At 61.9% G+C, this 14,611-nt stretch carries 15 protein-coding genes; 2 read left to right on the top strand and 13 right to left on the bottom strand.

Features of this window, described 5'->3' with window-relative positions; translation table 11 throughout:
• Positions 1-180 precede the first annotated feature (180 nt).
• The 11 genes from fabZ to rpsB form a co-directional block, all read right to left on the bottom strand.
• Positions 181-663, bottom strand: a complete 483-nt coding sequence (fabZ, locus tag ACFO3E_RS12940) for a 3-hydroxyacyl-ACP dehydratase FabZ (protein WP_066524414.1) — start codon at positions 661-663, stop codon at positions 181-183.
• A gap of 9 nt (positions 664-672) precedes the next feature.
• The gene (locus tag ACFO3E_RS12945; RefSeq protein ID WP_066524416.1) at positions 673-1,335 is read right to left on the bottom strand and encodes an OmpH/Skp family outer membrane protein; all 663 of its coding nucleotides are present in this window, start codon (positions 1,333-1,335) and stop codon (positions 673-675) included.
• On the bottom strand, positions 1,335-3,977 hold the full coding sequence (gene bamA / locus ACFO3E_RS12950) for an outer membrane protein assembly factor BamA (protein ID WP_380805272.1): 2,643 nt from the start codon (positions 3,975-3,977) through the stop codon (positions 1,335-1,337). The genes ACFO3E_RS12945 and bamA overlap by 1 nt, the downstream gene beginning before the upstream one ends.
• A 93-nt stretch (positions 3,978-4,070) precedes the next feature.
• On the bottom strand, positions 4,071-5,204 hold the full coding sequence (rseP, locus tag ACFO3E_RS12955) for an RIP metalloprotease RseP (protein WP_380805275.1): 1,134 nt from the start codon (positions 5,202-5,204) through the stop codon (positions 4,071-4,073).
• The gene (locus ACFO3E_RS12960; RefSeq protein ID WP_066524421.1) at positions 5,201-6,358 is read right to left on the bottom strand and encodes a 1-deoxy-D-xylulose-5-phosphate reductoisomerase; all 1,158 of its coding nucleotides are present in this window, start codon (positions 6,356-6,358) and stop codon (positions 5,201-5,203) included. The genes rseP and ACFO3E_RS12960 overlap by 4 nt, the downstream gene beginning before the upstream one ends.
• On the bottom strand, positions 6,358-7,134 hold the full coding sequence (locus tag ACFO3E_RS12965; protein ID WP_380805278.1) for a phosphatidate cytidylyltransferase: 777 nt from the start codon (positions 7,132-7,134) through the stop codon (positions 6,358-6,360). The genes ACFO3E_RS12960 and ACFO3E_RS12965 overlap by 1 nt, the downstream gene beginning before the upstream one ends.
• A 3-nt stretch (positions 7,135-7,137) precedes the next feature.
• Positions 7,138-7,881, bottom strand: a complete 744-nt coding sequence (locus ACFO3E_RS12970) for an isoprenyl transferase (RefSeq protein WP_066524424.1) — start codon at positions 7,879-7,881, stop codon at positions 7,138-7,140.
• Between the two features lie 44 nt (positions 7,882-7,925).
• On the bottom strand, positions 7,926-8,483 hold the full coding sequence (gene frr / locus ACFO3E_RS12975) for a ribosome recycling factor (RefSeq protein ID WP_066524426.1): 558 nt from the start codon (positions 8,481-8,483) through the stop codon (positions 7,926-7,928).
• Positions 8,484-8,489: 6 nt separating this feature from the next.
• Positions 8,490-9,215, bottom strand: coding sequence for a UMP kinase (gene pyrH / locus ACFO3E_RS12980; protein ID WP_066524428.1), 726 nt, complete (start codon positions 9,213-9,215; stop codon positions 8,490-8,492).
• A 158-nt stretch (positions 9,216-9,373) separates the two neighbouring features.
• Entirely contained in the window at positions 9,374-10,300 is a 927-nt protein-coding gene (tsf, locus tag ACFO3E_RS12985) for a translation elongation factor Ts (RefSeq protein ID WP_066524429.1), read from the bottom strand.
• 116 nt (positions 10,301-10,416) lie between these two features.
• The gene (gene rpsB, locus ACFO3E_RS12990) at positions 10,417-11,175 is read right to left on the bottom strand and encodes a 30S ribosomal protein S2 (protein WP_066524430.1); all 759 of its coding nucleotides are present in this window, start codon (positions 11,173-11,175) and stop codon (positions 10,417-10,419) included.
• Positions 11,176-11,424: 249 nt separating this feature from the next.
• On the opposite strand from rpsB, the gene ACFO3E_RS12995 reads away from it, so the two are divergent.
• Entirely contained in the window at positions 11,425-11,652 is a 228-nt protein-coding gene (locus tag ACFO3E_RS12995; RefSeq protein WP_066524431.1) for a hypothetical protein, read from the top strand.
• Positions 11,653-11,657: 5 nt separating this feature from the next.
• Here ACFO3E_RS12995 and ACFO3E_RS13000 read toward each other — a convergent pair whose 3' ends face one another.
• Complete coding sequence (locus ACFO3E_RS13000) at positions 11,658-12,437, bottom strand: CDP-alcohol phosphatidyltransferase family protein (RefSeq protein WP_066524433.1); 780 nt, start codon at positions 12,435-12,437, stop codon at positions 11,658-11,660.
• Positions 12,434-13,168 carry a phosphatidylserine decarboxylase gene (locus ACFO3E_RS13005; RefSeq protein ID WP_066528596.1) on the bottom strand — a complete coding sequence of 245 codons (735 nt, stop codon included), beginning with the start codon at positions 13,166-13,168 and terminating at the stop codon, positions 12,434-12,436. The genes ACFO3E_RS13000 and ACFO3E_RS13005 overlap by 4 nt, the downstream gene beginning before the upstream one ends.
• 167 nt (positions 13,169-13,335) lie before the next feature.
• Here ACFO3E_RS13005 and ACFO3E_RS13010 point away from each other — a divergent pair, with 167 nt between their 5' ends.
• The gene (locus ACFO3E_RS13010; RefSeq protein WP_066524435.1) at positions 13,336-14,556 is read left to right on the top strand and encodes an NADP-dependent isocitrate dehydrogenase; all 1,221 of its coding nucleotides are present in this window, start codon (positions 13,336-13,338) and stop codon (positions 14,554-14,556) included.
• Positions 14,557-14,611 lie beyond the last annotated feature (55 nt).

Raw genomic sequence — 14,611 nt, forward strand, 5'->3', positions numbered from 1 at the left:
ATGCAATCCGCGACGCTTTGCCACGCTTCACCCCCGAAGAATGCGCAAATTACTTCACCGCTACAGGATATGAGCCAGAGTGATCAGATTCCGCTCTAGACGTGCCCTTCGACAAGCTCAGGGCGAACAGAGGTGGGTTGATGCCCGTTCCATGTGAGGACCCCAAACTGACGGCTCGGGTCAATCCACCGGCGGGTCGGCGATCATCGCGACGAAATTCGCTTCGGCACAAAGCTTGCCATCCACCGAAGCCTTGCCGAGGAACTTGCAGACGCGCCCCCGAATCTGAAGCAGTTCGACATGAAGGTCGAGCAGGCAACCCGGCTCCACCGGATTGCGGAACTTCGCCCCGTCGATGCTCATGAAATAGACGAGCTTGCCCGAGCCACGAAGATCGAGCGTCTCGACCGTCAGCACGCCCGCGGCCTGCGCCATCGCCTCGACGATCAGCACGCCCGGCATGATCGGCCGTCCAGGGAAATGTCCCTGGAAAAAGGACTCGTTGATCGACACGGCCTTGACCGCGTGGATCTTCTCATTGGGTATGAGAGCAACCACGCGATCGACGAGCAGCATCGGATAGCGGTGCGGCAGCGCCGCCATGATCCCACGAATATCGATGGAACCAGTGGCGGCGGGTGCCGCGTCAACTTCCCCCGTCATCGGCTGCTATCAGCGCGAAGTCGGCTGCTGCGACGGGTTGGCGGGAGCCGCGGCGGCAGGCACCGGGGCCTGACCCCGGGCACCACCGGGCTGCCAGCCAGCGGGCGGCGTGATGCCTACGCTGGGCACCAGCGCGTTGAGTTCGGTCACGACCTGCTGAGTGATATCGACGGTCGGCTGATAGGATACGGTAGCATCCGGCGCGAGGATCAGATCCACCTTCGACTTTGTCATGGCGGACTTGAGCGCGTCGGACAGCTTGGCCGAAATCTGCTCTTCGACATAGGCGTTGGCGAGCGCGATCGGCTGACCCAGCCGCTGCAGTTCGGCCTGGCCGTTCTGGCCAGCCTTTTGATAGGCGTCATATTGCGTTTGGATAGCCGGGGTCGGCTTGCCGCCAGCCGCCTTCATCGCGGCTTCCAGGGCCGTGCCCTTCGCCTTCAGGTCGGCATCGATCGCGTTCTTGCGAGCGGTGAAGCTGTCGATCTGTGCCTTGTAAGTGGTCTGGATCTGCGTCCGCGCAGTCGTGTAGGCCGAACTGGTAGCGACGGCGCGCTGCAGATCGACGACAGCGATGCCGGTCTTGGACTGAGCGGCAGCAGGCGCGCTGGTCAGCACGATGGCAGTCATGGGCGCAAGAGCGAGCGCCGCAGCCTTGATAATCGTCTTCATTAGAATTGAGTCCCTACGTTGAAGCTGATGAGCTGAGTGTCGTCCCCTGGTTCCTTGAGCAGGGCCTTGGCGATGTCGATGCGGAACGGCCCGAAAGGCGAGTTCCAGTTGATGCCAAACCCCACGGAAACACGCGGCTTGAGCGTGTCGCCGAGATATACTTCCTCAAATCCGGTGCCATCCAGATAGGCGGCGTCAAAACCCGTTGGTGGAGCATTACAATTACCCAGCGACGCTGCGCGAACGGTGCTCGCGCTGCCCGTGGTGCCTGTTTGAGGAGTTACGGAGCAGTAGCCGGGGAAGTTCGTGGGGATCGGATCGCGCAATCCCGCGACAGCACCAGCATCTACGAAAATAGAAGGACGCAATCCCATTTCACGGGCGCCCGAACCAAGCGGAATTTCGACTTCTGCGCGAGCAAGATAGTAGATTCTACCACCCAGCGCGTCATCCCTGACATTGTTGTCGCCAGTACTGCGAATGAAGCTGCCCGCGTTGTCCGGATCTTCCACTAGGTAGAAACGCTTCACACGCGGCCCGATACCGCGGATATCAAAGCCGCGAATCTGCGGATTGCCCAGGAAGAAGCGATCGGTCAGGCGGACTTTGTCCACCAACTCGCCGGAGGCGTCGCGACGCTCACCTTCAAGGCTGTGGATATAGCCACCTTCCGCAGACAGCGAGAAGATGAAGCCCCCGCCCAAAGGCCAGTATTTCGATCCGTTTAGACGCGTGCGGATATATTTGACGCTGCCGCCTAGGCCAGCGAAGTCCTGGCTGACCACGACATTATGCCCACGCGTTGGACGGATGCGATTATCACGATTATCGTAGATCAGCGAGTAGCCGAGCGAGGATGTCGTCCGCTTTCCAATGGCGTCGCACAAATAGCGCCCAGCCAGGATCGGATCGCAAACCCCATTGGTGTAGTAGGTGTCCTTATCCAGGCTCACATCATCCAGGTTGAGGCTGTAGCGCAGCGCCAACGACATATATTCCGTGATCGGCACGCCAGCCCGGATCTGGAAGCCGGTCGTGGTCTGCTTGTAGGTTGTGTCACGATCGTTATTGTTCAGATAACGGAAGCTGTTGAGGTCGCGGCGATAGATGTCGCCGCCCAGCGCGATATTCTTGTCCATGAAATAGGGCTCGGTGAAGCCCAGTTCAACGGACTTGGAATAGCTGGAATAGTTGACGCTCGCCCGCAGTTCCTGTCCCTTGCCCCGGAAGTTGCGCTGGGTAATCGACGCCGCGACGATGAAGCGCTCAAGCGAAGAGAAGCCGGCCGACAGCGACAGTTCACCGGTCGATTTTTCCTGGACATTGGTTTCCAGCACGATGCGGTCGGGCGCGGACCCGGGCTTCTGTTCGATATCCAGCTTTTCCTGGAAGAAGCCTAGCGAGTTGATGCGGTCCTTCGAACGCTTGACGAGGAAGCTGTTGAACGCGTCGCCTTCCGCCAGACGGAATTCGCGGCGAACCACCTTATCCTGCGTCAGCGTATTGCCGTTGATATCGACGCGTTCGACATAGACGCGCGGCGCATTGGCGATGCGGAAATTAATCCCCATCGTCAGGCTGTCCTTGTCGCGATTGAAGTCCGGTTGCACTTCCGCAAAGGCATAGCCGAACAGGCCCGCCGTCTCGCTCAACGTATCGACCGTGTCCTCGACCTGCTTGGCGTTGTACCAATCGCCCTTCTTCATCGGCAGCGTCTTGGTGAGCGACGCGCTCGACAGGTCACGAATGTCGGACTCGACCTTTACGTCGCCGAACTTGTAGCGCTTTCCTTCCTCGACCACATAGGTGATGATGAAGTCCTGCTTGTCGGGCGTGAGTTCCGCGACTGCCGAAATCACACGGAAGTCCGCATAGCCTTCGGTCAGGTAGAATTGGCGCAGCTTCTGCTGGTCATAGGCCAGGCGATCCGGGTCATAGCTGGTGCCCGAGGAGAAAACGCGGAACCACCGCGACTGCTTCGTCACCATCTGGCTGCGCAGTTCGCCGTCGCTGAACTTGTCATTGCCGATCACGTTGATCTGGCGGACCTTGGACTTGGGCCCTTCCGAAATTTCAAAGACGATATCGACGCGGTTCTGGTCGAGCTGAACCATCTTCGGCTCAACGGTCGCGGCGAATCGACCTTGGCGGCGATAAAGCTCGATGATGCGGGCGACGTCGGCACGGACCTTAGACCGCGTATATATCTGGCGCGGGGCGAGCCTGATTTCCGGCCGGATCTTGTCTTCCTTCAGCCGCTTGTTGCCTTCCAGCACGATGCGGTTGATGACCGGATTTTCCTTCACCTCGATGGTGAGCGCGCCATTGTCATTGCGGATCTGAACATCCGCGAACAGCTCCGTCTCGTAAAGGTCGCGCAGGGCCTGATCGAGAGATTCCTGGGTAAAGGGCTGACCAATGCGCAGCTTGGTGTAGGACAGGACCGTGTCGGGCTCCAAGCGCTGCTGGCCCACGACATTGATGCTACGGACTGTGCCCGCGGTCGGCAGCGCAGCAGCAGGAGCGGGCGCTGCCGGGACGCCGGCTTCCTGCGCCAGCACGGGAACCGCAGACAGGCCGCCGAACATCGTCGTTGCCAGAAGGGCCGCGACAACCGGGCGCTGTCTCTTGCTGCTCATCATCGCTGTCACCCGCTCTACCCTTTTACAAAAAAGCAAATCTTCGTTCACGCCGGGAAAGACGACGCTAAATCGCGTCTCCCTGCCCGATACGGCTTAGCCGATCAAGCCGGACAGGCGTTCCCAGAGACCGAAAGAAGATAAATCGTTGAAAGTAACCAGCATCATCATGGCCAGGAGCACCGCCAGGCCCGAACGATAAGCCCATTCCTGCACGCGCGGACTGACCGGCCTGCGCTGCACTGCCTCCACCCCGTAAAATAAAAGATGCCCGCCATCGAGCATGGGGATTGGCAACAGGTTGATGAACCCCAAGTTAATCGAAATGAGCGCCATGAAGAAGACGAAGCTTTCGATGCCCAGCGTCGCCGCCTGACCCGAAACCTCGGCAATCTTGAGCGGCCCGCCAAGTTCCTTCACCGAGCGGCCGCCGCCCAATATCTGGCCCAGCGTCTCCACCATAGTGCGGATGATCTGGCCCGTCTGCTTGATAGCGACGATGGGCGCGCGCCAGAGCGCGACCGGCTCAACCACGGGCTCCCCCGGAGCGATACCCAGCCGACCGATCCGGTAGCTGTTCCCAAAGCCGTCTCGCTCCTGCACCGCGCTGACGTGGCCCTGCTTCTCGATACTTCTGCCTGCGCGTTCGATCAGGATCTTCACCGGCTCATCGGGACGGATCTGCGCATAGAGCCGGATATCGTCGAATGTCGCCACTTCCCGGCCGTTGAGCGAGACGATGCGGTCGCCTGGCTGAATCCCCGCCGCAGCGGCCGCGCTGCCCGGCTGAACCTGACCGGCTACCGCTGGCGTGCGGCTTTCCCCATGGGCGAAGGCGAAGGCGGCAAGGATCAAGATAGCGAAGAGGAAGTTGATGAACGGCCCCGCCGCCACGATTGCCGCCCGCTGCCACAGCGGCTTGGCGGGGAAGCTTTCCGCACGCTCGGCGGCAGGAAGCTGCAGCCAGGCCGGATCGGTCTGGCTGGAGGCGTTCATATCACCCTTGAAACGGACATAGCCTCCCAGCGGCAGCGCGCCGATCCGCCAGCGTGTGCCGCGGCGGTCCACCCATGCGGCGATTTCCGGACCGAAGCCGATCGAAAAAGCCTCCGCCTTCACCCCGCACCAGCGGCCAACCAGATAGTGGCCCAGCTCATGCACGAAAACGAGCGGTCCGATGACCGCTACAAAGGCTAGGACGGTCAACAGAAAACCGGGGTTCTGGATCAAGCAGTCAATCTTTCCATCACATGTCGCGCCATGCTTCGCGCCTGCGCATCCGCTTCCAGCACATCGTCGATCCCGCTTGGCACAGGCGCGCTATAGCGGTTCAGAACGTCCTCCACAATCATGGCGATATCAAGGAAGCCGATGGCACCTTTAAGGAAGGCCGCGACGGCCACTTCATTGGCGGCATTGAGAATCGCCGGAGCCGCGCCACCTGCTTCCGCGGTGTGCCGCGCCAGACGAAGTGCCGGGAAGCGATCTTCGTCCGGAGCCTCAAAGTCCAGCCGTCCCGCCTGCGCGAGGTTCAGCGGCTGACACGGCGTCTCCATCCGCTTGGGCCAGGCAAGCGCGCTCGCAATGGGGATGCGCATGTCAGGCGATCCAAGCTGAGCTAAGGTCGAACGGTCCCGATATTCGACCATGCTGTGAATAATCGATTGGGGGTGGACCAATATCTCGATCCGGTCGAGCCCGACGGGGAAGAGATGAGCTGCCTCGATCAGCTCCAGCCCCTTGTTCATCATAGTCGCGCTATCGACGCTGATCTTCGCGCCCATCGACCAATTGGGATGCGCCACCGCCTGAGCAGGCGTGATGTCGCGCATCTCTTCCCGGCTGCGGGTGCGGAAGGGACCGCCGCTCGCGGTCAAAATAATCCTTGCCACATCTTCCAAGCGGCTTCCGGCAAGGCACTGGAAAATAGCATTATGTTCGCTATCGACCGGCAGCAGCGTCGCGCCCGAATGCTCCACCGCATCCATCATGAGCGCGCCTGCCGAAACCAGCGACTCCTTGTTGGCGAGCGCAACCGTGCCGCCTGCCTTCAACGCCGCCATTGTAGGGCGCAGGCCCGCACAGCCAACGATCGCCGCCATGCTCCAGTCCGCGCCAGCCTCAGCCGCTTCCACTAGAGCCCCTTCGCCCGCGGCAGCTATAACGCCCGATCCTTCAAGCGCGGCCTTGAGTGCGTCATAGCGCGCTTCATCCCCGATCACCGCCATGCGCGCGCCGAACTGGCGCGCCAGCGCGGCCAGGCCATCGACGTCACTGTGGGCGGTGAGCGCGACGACTTCAAATGCGCCGGGGTCGCGCTGAATGAGGTCGAGCGTCGACATGCCGACAGAGCCGGTCGCGCCGAAGATTGAAACTTTACGCATCAGGAAAATACCAGAAAAAGATAGAGGAGCGCCGCCAATGGAGCGGCGGTGGCAACGCCATCCAGGCGGTCCATCACCCCGCCATGGCCGGGTAGCAGGCTCCCGCTGTCCTTGACCCCCGCGCGCCGCTTCATCGCGCTTTCAAGCAGGTCGCCAAGCTGGGCCGCCACCGCCAGCAGCCCGCTCGCGGCGGCAAGCTGGATCGGCAGGCCCGCGAACCGGTGCAGCACAAAGCCGAGGACCAGCGCGGCAAGCACGCCGCCGCCCAGTCCAGCCCAGGTCTTGGACGGGCTGACCCGGCGAGCCAGCTTGGGGCCGCCGATCGCGCGCCCCGAGAAATAAGCCCCAATGTCCGTCGCCCAGACGAGCGCCAGCGCCCAGAAGGCCAGCAGCAGGCCGAAATTGTCCGGCTCTTGCTGCCGCAGGAAGATGAGCGCCATCACCGGCACGCACACGTAAAAGACGCCCATCGCCAGCCGCAGCGAGCGCGTAATCAATGCAACGAAGAAAAAGGCCGCCACCATAAGCGTGAAGGCTGTCCAGGACACTCCAGCCGCCAACGGACAAAGCAGCGCCAGCGGGACGGATACGGCAAACATCGACAAGCGCCGGTGCTCAGGCGTCGCTCCCGCCAGGTCAGCCCACTCCCCCTGCATCAGCACGCCCGCGATAACGAGCAACAGCCAGAAGAAAAATCCGCCGAAATAGAGTCCCGCCGAAGCCAGAAATACAAGGAGAATGCCGACGATCGTGCGGGTACGAAGCTCGCTCGACATAGATCACAGCCCGCCGAAACGGCGGTCCCTCAAGCGGAAGGCATCAAGGGCCTCGGCAAGCGCCCCCGCATCAAAATCGGGCCAGAGCGTATCGGTGAAATAGAGTTCGGCATAGGCCGCCTGCCACAGCATGAAGTTGCTGAGCCGCTGCTCTCCCGAGGTCCGGATCAAAAGGTCGAGCGGCGGCAGGCCGACAGTATCGAGGCCCGCTTCCACATCGCCGATGCCGATTGCATCCGGGTCGATTTCGCCCGCCTGAACACGCTGAACGATGCTTTGCGCCGCCCGCACCAGTTCGTCCTGCGCGCCATAATTGAGTGCGATGGCGATGATCGGCCCAGTATTGGCCGCGGTCCGCGCCACCGCCCGTTCGATGAGATCGACGAGCGCGGGATCAAGCGCCTGATAATTGCCGATGACGCGCAGCCGGACACCGTTCGCGTGAAATTCGTCCAGGTCGGATTCGATAAAGCGCCGCAGCAACCCCATGAGGTCTGCCACCTCGCTCGCGGGCCGCTTCCAATTTTCAGAGGAAAAGGCGTAGAGCGTCAGGCACTCCAATCCCAACTCGCGCGCCGCGCGCGAAACCCGGCGCACAGCCTCCACGCCAGCGCGATGTCCGGCGATGCGGGGCAGGAACCGCTTCTTCGCCCATCGGCCATTGCCATCCATGATGATGGCGACATGACGCGCGCCATGACCGGACGCATCTCCATGGGCGAGGTCGGACTGGGCTTGGCTTGCCATCAGAAGTGCGCGCGAGCGGTGGACACGGGGCGGAGCGTCCCGGCTCAGTGGCCGAGAATTTCCTTCTCCTTGGCGGCCGTCACCGCATCGATATCGGCGATGGTGCTGTCGGTCAGCTTCTGCACCTCGGTTTCGAGGCGCTTGCGCTCATCCTCGCTGATCTCACCCTTCTTTTCGTCGGTCTTGAGATGGTCCATGCCGTCGCGGCGGACATTGCGGACCGCAACACGCGCGCCTTCCGCATATTTGCTGGCGAGCTTGGCCAGTTCCTTGCGCCGCTCCTCGGTCAGATCGGGGATGGGCAGGCGTAGCGTCTGACCGTCAACGATCGGGTTCAGGCCCAGGCCCGCCGAACGGATAGCCTTGTCGGCCGGGCCGACATTGGTCTTATCCCACACCTGAACTGACAACATGCGCGGCTCGGGCGCGGAAACGGTAGCAATCTGGTTCAGCGGCATGTGCGCGCCATAAACCTCAACCGTCACCGGATCGAGCAGCTGGATATTGGCGCGGCCGGTGCGCAGACCCGCCAGGTCGCCCTTCAGCGATTCGACGGCCCCGTGCATCCGGCGTTCGAGGTCGGCCTTGTCATATTGAGCCATGGTCTTTCAGCGCTCCTGATTTTGCACGATCGTCGCAACACCGTCACCGGCCAGCACCTTGGCCAGATTGCCGGTTTCGCGGATGTTGAACACGACGATGGGAATATTGTTTTCGCGGCAGAGCGCAATGGCGCTCGCGTCCATGACCTTCAGATTGTCGTTCAGCACCCGGTCGAAGCTGATCTGGTCATAACGCGCTGCATCCGGCACCTGCTTGGGATCGGCATCATAGATGCCATCGACGCTGGTACCCTTGAACAGCGCGTTGCAATTCATTTCGGCCGCACGCAGCGCCGCAGTGGTATCAGTGGTGAAGAAGGGACTGCCGGTCCCCGCCGCGAAGATGACGATCCGGCCCTTTTCCATGTGCCGCACCGCCTTTCGCCGGATATAAGGCTCGCAGACCGAGGCCATCGGGATCGCCGACTGGACGCGCGTGTCGTAGCCGATCTTTTCCAGCGCATTCTGCACCGCCAGCGCGTTCATCACGGTGGCGAGCATGCCCATATAGTCGGCGCTGGTGCGGTCGAAGCCCTTCGCGGCGCCCGCCAGACCCCGGAAGATATTGCCGCCGCCGACCACGACGCAGATTTCGAAGCCCGCATCCTTCGCCGCAGCGATCTCGGACGCGACGCGGTTCACGGTCTCTGGCTCGATGCCGAACTGCCCCTGCCCCATCAGCACTTCGCCCGAGAGTTTCAGCAATATGCGCTTGAACGGCGGACGGGTCATGCGGGGCAAAATTCCTCTAGAGGCAGACAAGGAAATGGCGCGCACCTTAGGCAGCGCGCGCCACTCTGTGAAGTCCTTAGCGTCCTTGGGCGGCTTGTCGAGAAGCCTTGCTTCCCGCGCGCCGCCCGAACCGAACGCTTTGTCAGATCACGGCCGGATCAAACGCCCGCAGCCGCGGCGACTTCGGCAGCGAAGTCGCTCGTTTCCTTCTCGATGCCTTCACCGAGCTGGAAGCGGACATAATTTTTCAGCGTGATCGACTTGCCTGCATCCTTCGCCGCCTTGGCGACGACGTCGGCCACCGGGGTCTTGTTGTCCATGACGAACAGCTGCGACAGCAGGGCGTTCTCCTTCGCGTACTTAGCCACGGCGCCATCGACCATCTTCGCGACGATCTCGGCGGGCTTGCCCGATTCGGCAGCCTTTTCAGCGGCGATGGCGCGCTCACGCTCCAGCAGGGCCGGATCGATGTCGGCCGCAGACAGCGCCAGCGGGAAAGCCGCGGCAATGTGCATCGCGATCTGCTTGCCCAGCGGCTCCAGGACGTCAGCAGGCGCATCACCTTCCAGCGCGACGAGAACGCCGATCTTGCCAAGGCCCGGCGCAGCCGCGTTGTGGACGTAGGGGACGACCACGCCCTGGCTTACTTCCACCTGGCCGACGCGGCGCAGGGTCTGGTTCTCGCCGATGGTAGCGATGTTCGACACCAGCTTTTCCGAAATGGTGCCGCCAGCGGGGTGGGCCTGAGCCGACAGCGCTTCGGCGTCGGACGCGCCGCTGTTCAGAGCCACCTGCGCCACGGTGCGGACGAAATCCTGGAACTGGTCGTTCTTGGCGACGAAGTCCGTTTCGCTGTTCACCTCGACGGCAACGCCCTTGGTGCCAGCGACAGCGACGCCAACCAGACCTTCGGCGGCGGTGCGGCTGGACTTCTTCTGCGCGGCGGCAAGCCCCTTGGCGCGCAGCCAATCGACGGCGGCTTCCATGTCGCCATTGGCTTCGGCGAGCGCCTTCTTGCAGTCCATCATGCCCGCGCCCGAACGGTCGCGCAGTTCCTTGACGGCGGCAGCGGTAATCTCGGCCATGTTTCGGCTCCTAAATGTTCGATGGGTTCAAATATGAATGGTTCAAACAAGCAGTAGGGCGCGTTCCGGTGGAGCGCGCCCTAGCCTGTCAATCTTGCAGTTCGAAGACCGCGGGATCAGGCCTGCGCAACGACCTCTTCAACCTCGGGCTCATCGAGAGCGCCCAGGTCAACGCCCGAAGCCTGCTGCGCCCCACGGTTGCCCTTGGTGGCGGCGGCGGCGATAGCGTCGCAGTAGAGGCGGATCGCGCGGCTGGCGTCATCGTTCGCGGGAACCGGGAAAGCGATGCCGTCGGGCGAGACGTTCGAATCGAGGATCGCAACGACCGGGATGCCCAGCGTGTTGGCTTCCTTGATCGCCAGCTCTTCCTTGTTGGCGTCGATCACGAACATGACATCGGGGATGCCGTTCATGTCGCGGATGCCGCCCAGCGACAGTTCGAGCTTCTCGCGCTCGCGGGTCATCTGAAGGACTTCCTTCTTGGTGAAGCCGTGGGTGTCGCCCGACAGCTTCTCTTCGAGGGTCTTCAGGCGCTTGATCGAGCCCGAGATGGTCTTCCAGTTGGTGAGCATGCCGCCCAACCAGCGGTGGTTGACGAAATGCTGGCCCGACTTGCGCGCGGCTTCAGCGATCGGGTCCTGCGCCTGGCGCTTGGTGCCGACGAACAGCACCTTGCCACCGGCTGCGACGGTCCCCGATACGAAATCCAGTGCGCGGCCGAAGAGCGGCACGGTCTGCGACAGGTCGAGAATGTGGATGCCATTGCGCTCGCCGAAGATGTACGGCTTCATGCGCGGGTTCCAGCGGTGGGTCTGGTGGCCGAAGTGAGCGCCGGCCTCGATCAATTGGTGCATGGTGACGACAGGAGCCGCCATAATATTTCTCCTTCCGGTTGATGCCTCTGGGAATCAGGAACTGAAACGCGAACGCCGCAGCACCGGATATGTGCGATTCCCATGTGGAATGGCGCGGCCCTTAGCCCCTACCACGCAGCGATGCAAGGGGTTGACTCGCTGAGAGATTGAGAACATAAAGTGAACATGTGGAACAAACAGGCGCTCCGGCCGGTTTGCTGCCTTCATTTCGGGACTTTGGTTCCCTAGCACAGAAAAGTGAGCGGCCTCATGTTCACCCTTGTTGCAGCTACCGTTTTCTTCGCGGCCTTCTTGCTGGCCGCTGGCACGATCCTGGGCATGTTCGCACTCTATCGCGACAAGATGATCGCCGCTCTGCTGTTCGAACCTATCCCGCAGGAGGCGCCGGTTTACCGCCTGCGGATCAGCCGCCGCCGGGCAGAGCCGCGTTCCACCGTCTCCGTCCGCCCGATAGCTGCCGGCATCCTCACCGCCTGATCGGATCAAGCGTTGGCGGCTGGCGCTTGCTGCCGGCGCACCCGCGCATAGGACATCATCCCGAACGGTATGGTGGTCAGATAGATGGCGCATATGAAGAGCAATGTGAGCCACGGATCGGTGATCAGCAGCGCAGCTAGCAGCCCTGCAACTGCAATTGCTTCCAGCCGGATCCGCTTGCGCAAGCGGAGCGCCGACCAGCTATAGGTGGCGATGTTGGATATCATCAGGAAGGCCGTGAAGGCGGTCCATGGCGCGACGACATACCAGGCCCGGAATATCTCCTGCCCCGTCACCAGCCACAGATAGAGCGGCACGAATGCCAGGCCAGCGCCCGCTGGAGCCGGCACGCCGGTCAGGAAACCTGCGGACTTATGGGGCTGCTCGTCCGCATCAATGTTCGCGTTGAACCGCGCCAGCCGCAGCGCGCAGGACAAAGCATGGGCCAGCGCGAAGATCCAGCCGAACTTGGGCATAGCGTGCAACGACCATAGATAAAGGGTCAGGGCCGGCGCGACGCCAAAGGCGATCGAATCAGACAGCGAATCCAGTTCTGCCCCGAATCGGCTTTCTCCACGAAGCAGCCGGGCGATCCGCCCATCCAGCCCGTCCAGAACTCCGGCGATCAGGATGGACAGTACCGCCCTCTCCCACTCGCCCGATATGCCGTAGCGAACGCCGGTCAGGCCAAAGCAGAGCGCCATCGCCGTAACAGCATTGGGCGCGACCATCCGCAACGTGATGCCCCGGCGAAGCCCTCGCGGAATGGTGCGCCGCTGCCTCATTGCTGGATGCCCGAAATGACGCGCATGTCGCCAATCTGGCCCAGGATGGTTTCGCCCGCCACCGTCCTCTGCCCCAGCACCACACGCGGTGCGGTTCCTGCGGGCAGATAGACATCGACGCGACTGCCGAAACGGATCAGGCCGATACGCTGCCCCGCCGCGATCATGTCGCCAGGTTTCACGAACGGCACGATCCGACGCGCCACCAGCCCCGCAATCTGGGTAAAGCCGACCCGCAACCCATCATGCCGCTCGACCAGGATATGCTGCCGTTCGTTATCCTCGCTCGCCTTGTCGAGGTCGGCGTTCAAGAACTTACCGGAGATATAAACGACCGACTTCACGGTCCCGCCGATCGGCGTGCGGTTGATGTGGACATCGAACACACTCATGAAGATCGAAACGCGGACCATCGGCTGATCGCCCAGTCCGTCCGCTCCCGCCATCTCGCGGGGCGGCGGCACGCGCTGGATCAGCGTCACAAGCCCATCGGCAGGCGCGACGATCGCGCGCTCATCCTGCGGCACCGCGCGCACCGGATCGCGGAAGAAGGCGAACACCCAAATCGTCACCATCACCATCAGCCAACCGGGAATCTCCCAGCCCACCAGGAACAGCACCAGTGTGATCGCCGCAGCGATCAGGCCAAATTTCATCCCTTCGGCATGCACCGAAGGGAAGCGCCACTTCACATTGCCGCCCAAAGCGACGGTGATTTCGTCATTTTCCATGGCATCCGTCTTTAGGCACAGTCCCATGCGGTGACAACGGCCGATACCGCCTCTGGTGCCGGTGGACACGGATGCTCGGCAAAAGCCATTGCGCAGTTGAACATTGCCGCCGCTTTCCCTAGGGCGTGTCGCAAATTCCAACCGAACCAAGAAGGCGAAAGAGGCGCATGGCGAAGATCAAGGTCAAAAACCCTGTCGTGGAGATCGACGGCGACGAAATGACGCGGATCATCTGGCAATGGATCCGTGAGCGCCTTATCCTTCCCTATCTCGACATCGACCTGAAATATTACGACCTCAGCGTCGAAAAGCGCGACGAGACCAACGATCAGATCACCGTCGATTGCGCCAATGCGATCAAGCAATATGGCGTCGGCGTGAAGTGCGCCACTATCACCCCCGACGAAGCACGCGTCGAGGAATTCAACCTCAAGCAGATGTGGAAGTCGCCCAACGGCACGATCCGCAACATCCTGGGCGGCGTCGTCTTCCGCGAACCGATCGTCATCAAGAACGTCCCTCGCCTGGTTCCGGGCTGGACCGATCCGATCGTGATCGGCCGTCACGCGTTCGGCGACCAGTATCGCGCCACCGACTTCCTCGTCCCCGGCCCCGGCAAGCTGCGCATGGTGTGGGACGGCGAAAATGGCGAGAAGATCGAGAAGGACGTCTTCACCTTCCCCAGCCCCGGCGTCGCCATGGGCATGTACAACCTTGACGATTCGATCCGCGATTTCGCCCGCGCCAGCATGAACTATGCGCTGGATCGCGGATGGCCGCTGTATCTCTCGACCAAGAACACCATCCTCAAGGCCTATGACGGCCGCTTCAAGGATCTGTTCCAGGAAGTGTTCGACGCCGAATTCGCCGATCAGTTCAAGGCGAAGGACATCGTCTATGAGCACCGCCTGATCGACGACATGGTTGCGTCCGCGCTCAAGTGGAGCGGCAAGTTCGTCTGGGCCTGCAAGAATTACGACGGCGACGTCCAGTCGGACACCGTCGCGCAGGGCTTCGGCTCGCTCGGCCTCATGACTTCGGTCCTGCTCTCGCCCGACGGCAAGACGGTCGAAGCGGAGGCCGCGCACGGCACCGTCACCCGCCACTATCGCCAGCATCAGCAGGGCAAGTCGACCTCGACCAACCCGATCGCGTCGATCTTCGCCTGGACCCAGGGCCTGTCCTTCCGCGGCAAGTTCGACGACACGCCGGAAGTGACCAAGTTCGCCGAAACGCTGGAAAAGGTCTGCATCGAAACCGTTGAAAGCGGCGCGATGACCAAGGATCTGGCGCTGCTGATCGGCCCCGATCAGGCGTGGATGACGACGGAACAGTTCTTCGAACAGATCCGCGTCAACCTCGAAGCTGAAATGGCCAAGTGGAACTGAGAACACGGAACTGATCCGCTTCTCGGGAATTTCAGTACGGTAACGGAATGAAGGC

The organism is Sphingobium tyrosinilyticum (assembly GCF_042654265.1).
Classification (GTDB): Bacteria; Pseudomonadota; Alphaproteobacteria; order Sphingomonadales; family Sphingomonadaceae; genus Sphingobium; species Sphingobium tyrosinilyticum.

Excerpts from the sequence above, each read along its gene's own strand:
- fabZ (WP_066524414.1), bottom strand. The coding sequence starts at position 663 with ATGACGGGGGAAGTTGACGCGGCACCCGCCGCCACTGGTTCCATCGAT.
- ACFO3E_RS12945 (WP_066524416.1), bottom strand. The coding sequence starts at position 1,335 with ATGAAGACGATTATCAAGGCTGCGGCGCTCGCTCTTGCGCCCATGACT.
- bamA (WP_380805272.1), bottom strand. The coding sequence starts at position 3,977 with ATGATGAGCAGCAAGAGACAGCGCCCGGTTGTCGCGGCCCTTCTGGCA.
- ACFO3E_RS12960 (WP_066524421.1), bottom strand. The coding sequence starts at position 6,358 with ATGCGTAAAGTTTCAATCTTCGGCGCGACCGGCTCTGTCGGCATGTCG.
- ACFO3E_RS12965 (WP_380805278.1), bottom strand. The coding sequence starts at position 7,134 with ATGTCGAGCGAGCTTCGTACCCGCACGATCGTCGGCATTCTCCTTGTA.
- ACFO3E_RS12970 (WP_066524424.1), bottom strand. The coding sequence starts at position 7,881 with ATGGCAAGCCAAGCCCAGTCCGACCTCGCCCATGGAGATGCGTCCGGT.
- frr (WP_066524426.1), bottom strand. The coding sequence starts at position 8,483 with ATGGCTCAATATGACAAGGCCGACCTCGAACGCCGGATGCACGGGGCC.
- pyrH (WP_066524428.1), bottom strand. The coding sequence starts at position 9,215 with ATGACCCGTCCGCCGTTCAAGCGCATATTGCTGAAACTCTCGGGCGAA.
- tsf (WP_066524429.1), bottom strand. The coding sequence starts at position 10,300 with ATGGCCGAGATTACCGCTGCCGCCGTCAAGGAACTGCGCGACCGTTCG.
- rpsB (WP_066524430.1), bottom strand. The coding sequence starts at position 11,175 with ATGGCGGCTCCTGTCGTCACCATGCACCAATTGATCGAGGCCGGCGCT.
- ACFO3E_RS12995 (WP_066524431.1), top strand. The coding sequence starts at position 11,425 with ATGTTCACCCTTGTTGCAGCTACCGTTTTCTTCGCGGCCTTCTTGCTG.
- ACFO3E_RS13000 (WP_066524433.1), bottom strand. The coding sequence starts at position 12,437 with ATGAGGCAGCGGCGCACCATTCCGCGAGGGCTTCGCCGGGGCATCACG.
- ACFO3E_RS13005 (WP_066528596.1), bottom strand. The coding sequence starts at position 13,168 with ATGGAAAATGACGAAATCACCGTCGCTTTGGGCGGCAATGTGAAGTGG.
- ACFO3E_RS13010 (WP_066524435.1), top strand. The coding sequence starts at position 13,336 with ATGGCGAAGATCAAGGTCAAAAACCCTGTCGTGGAGATCGACGGCGAC.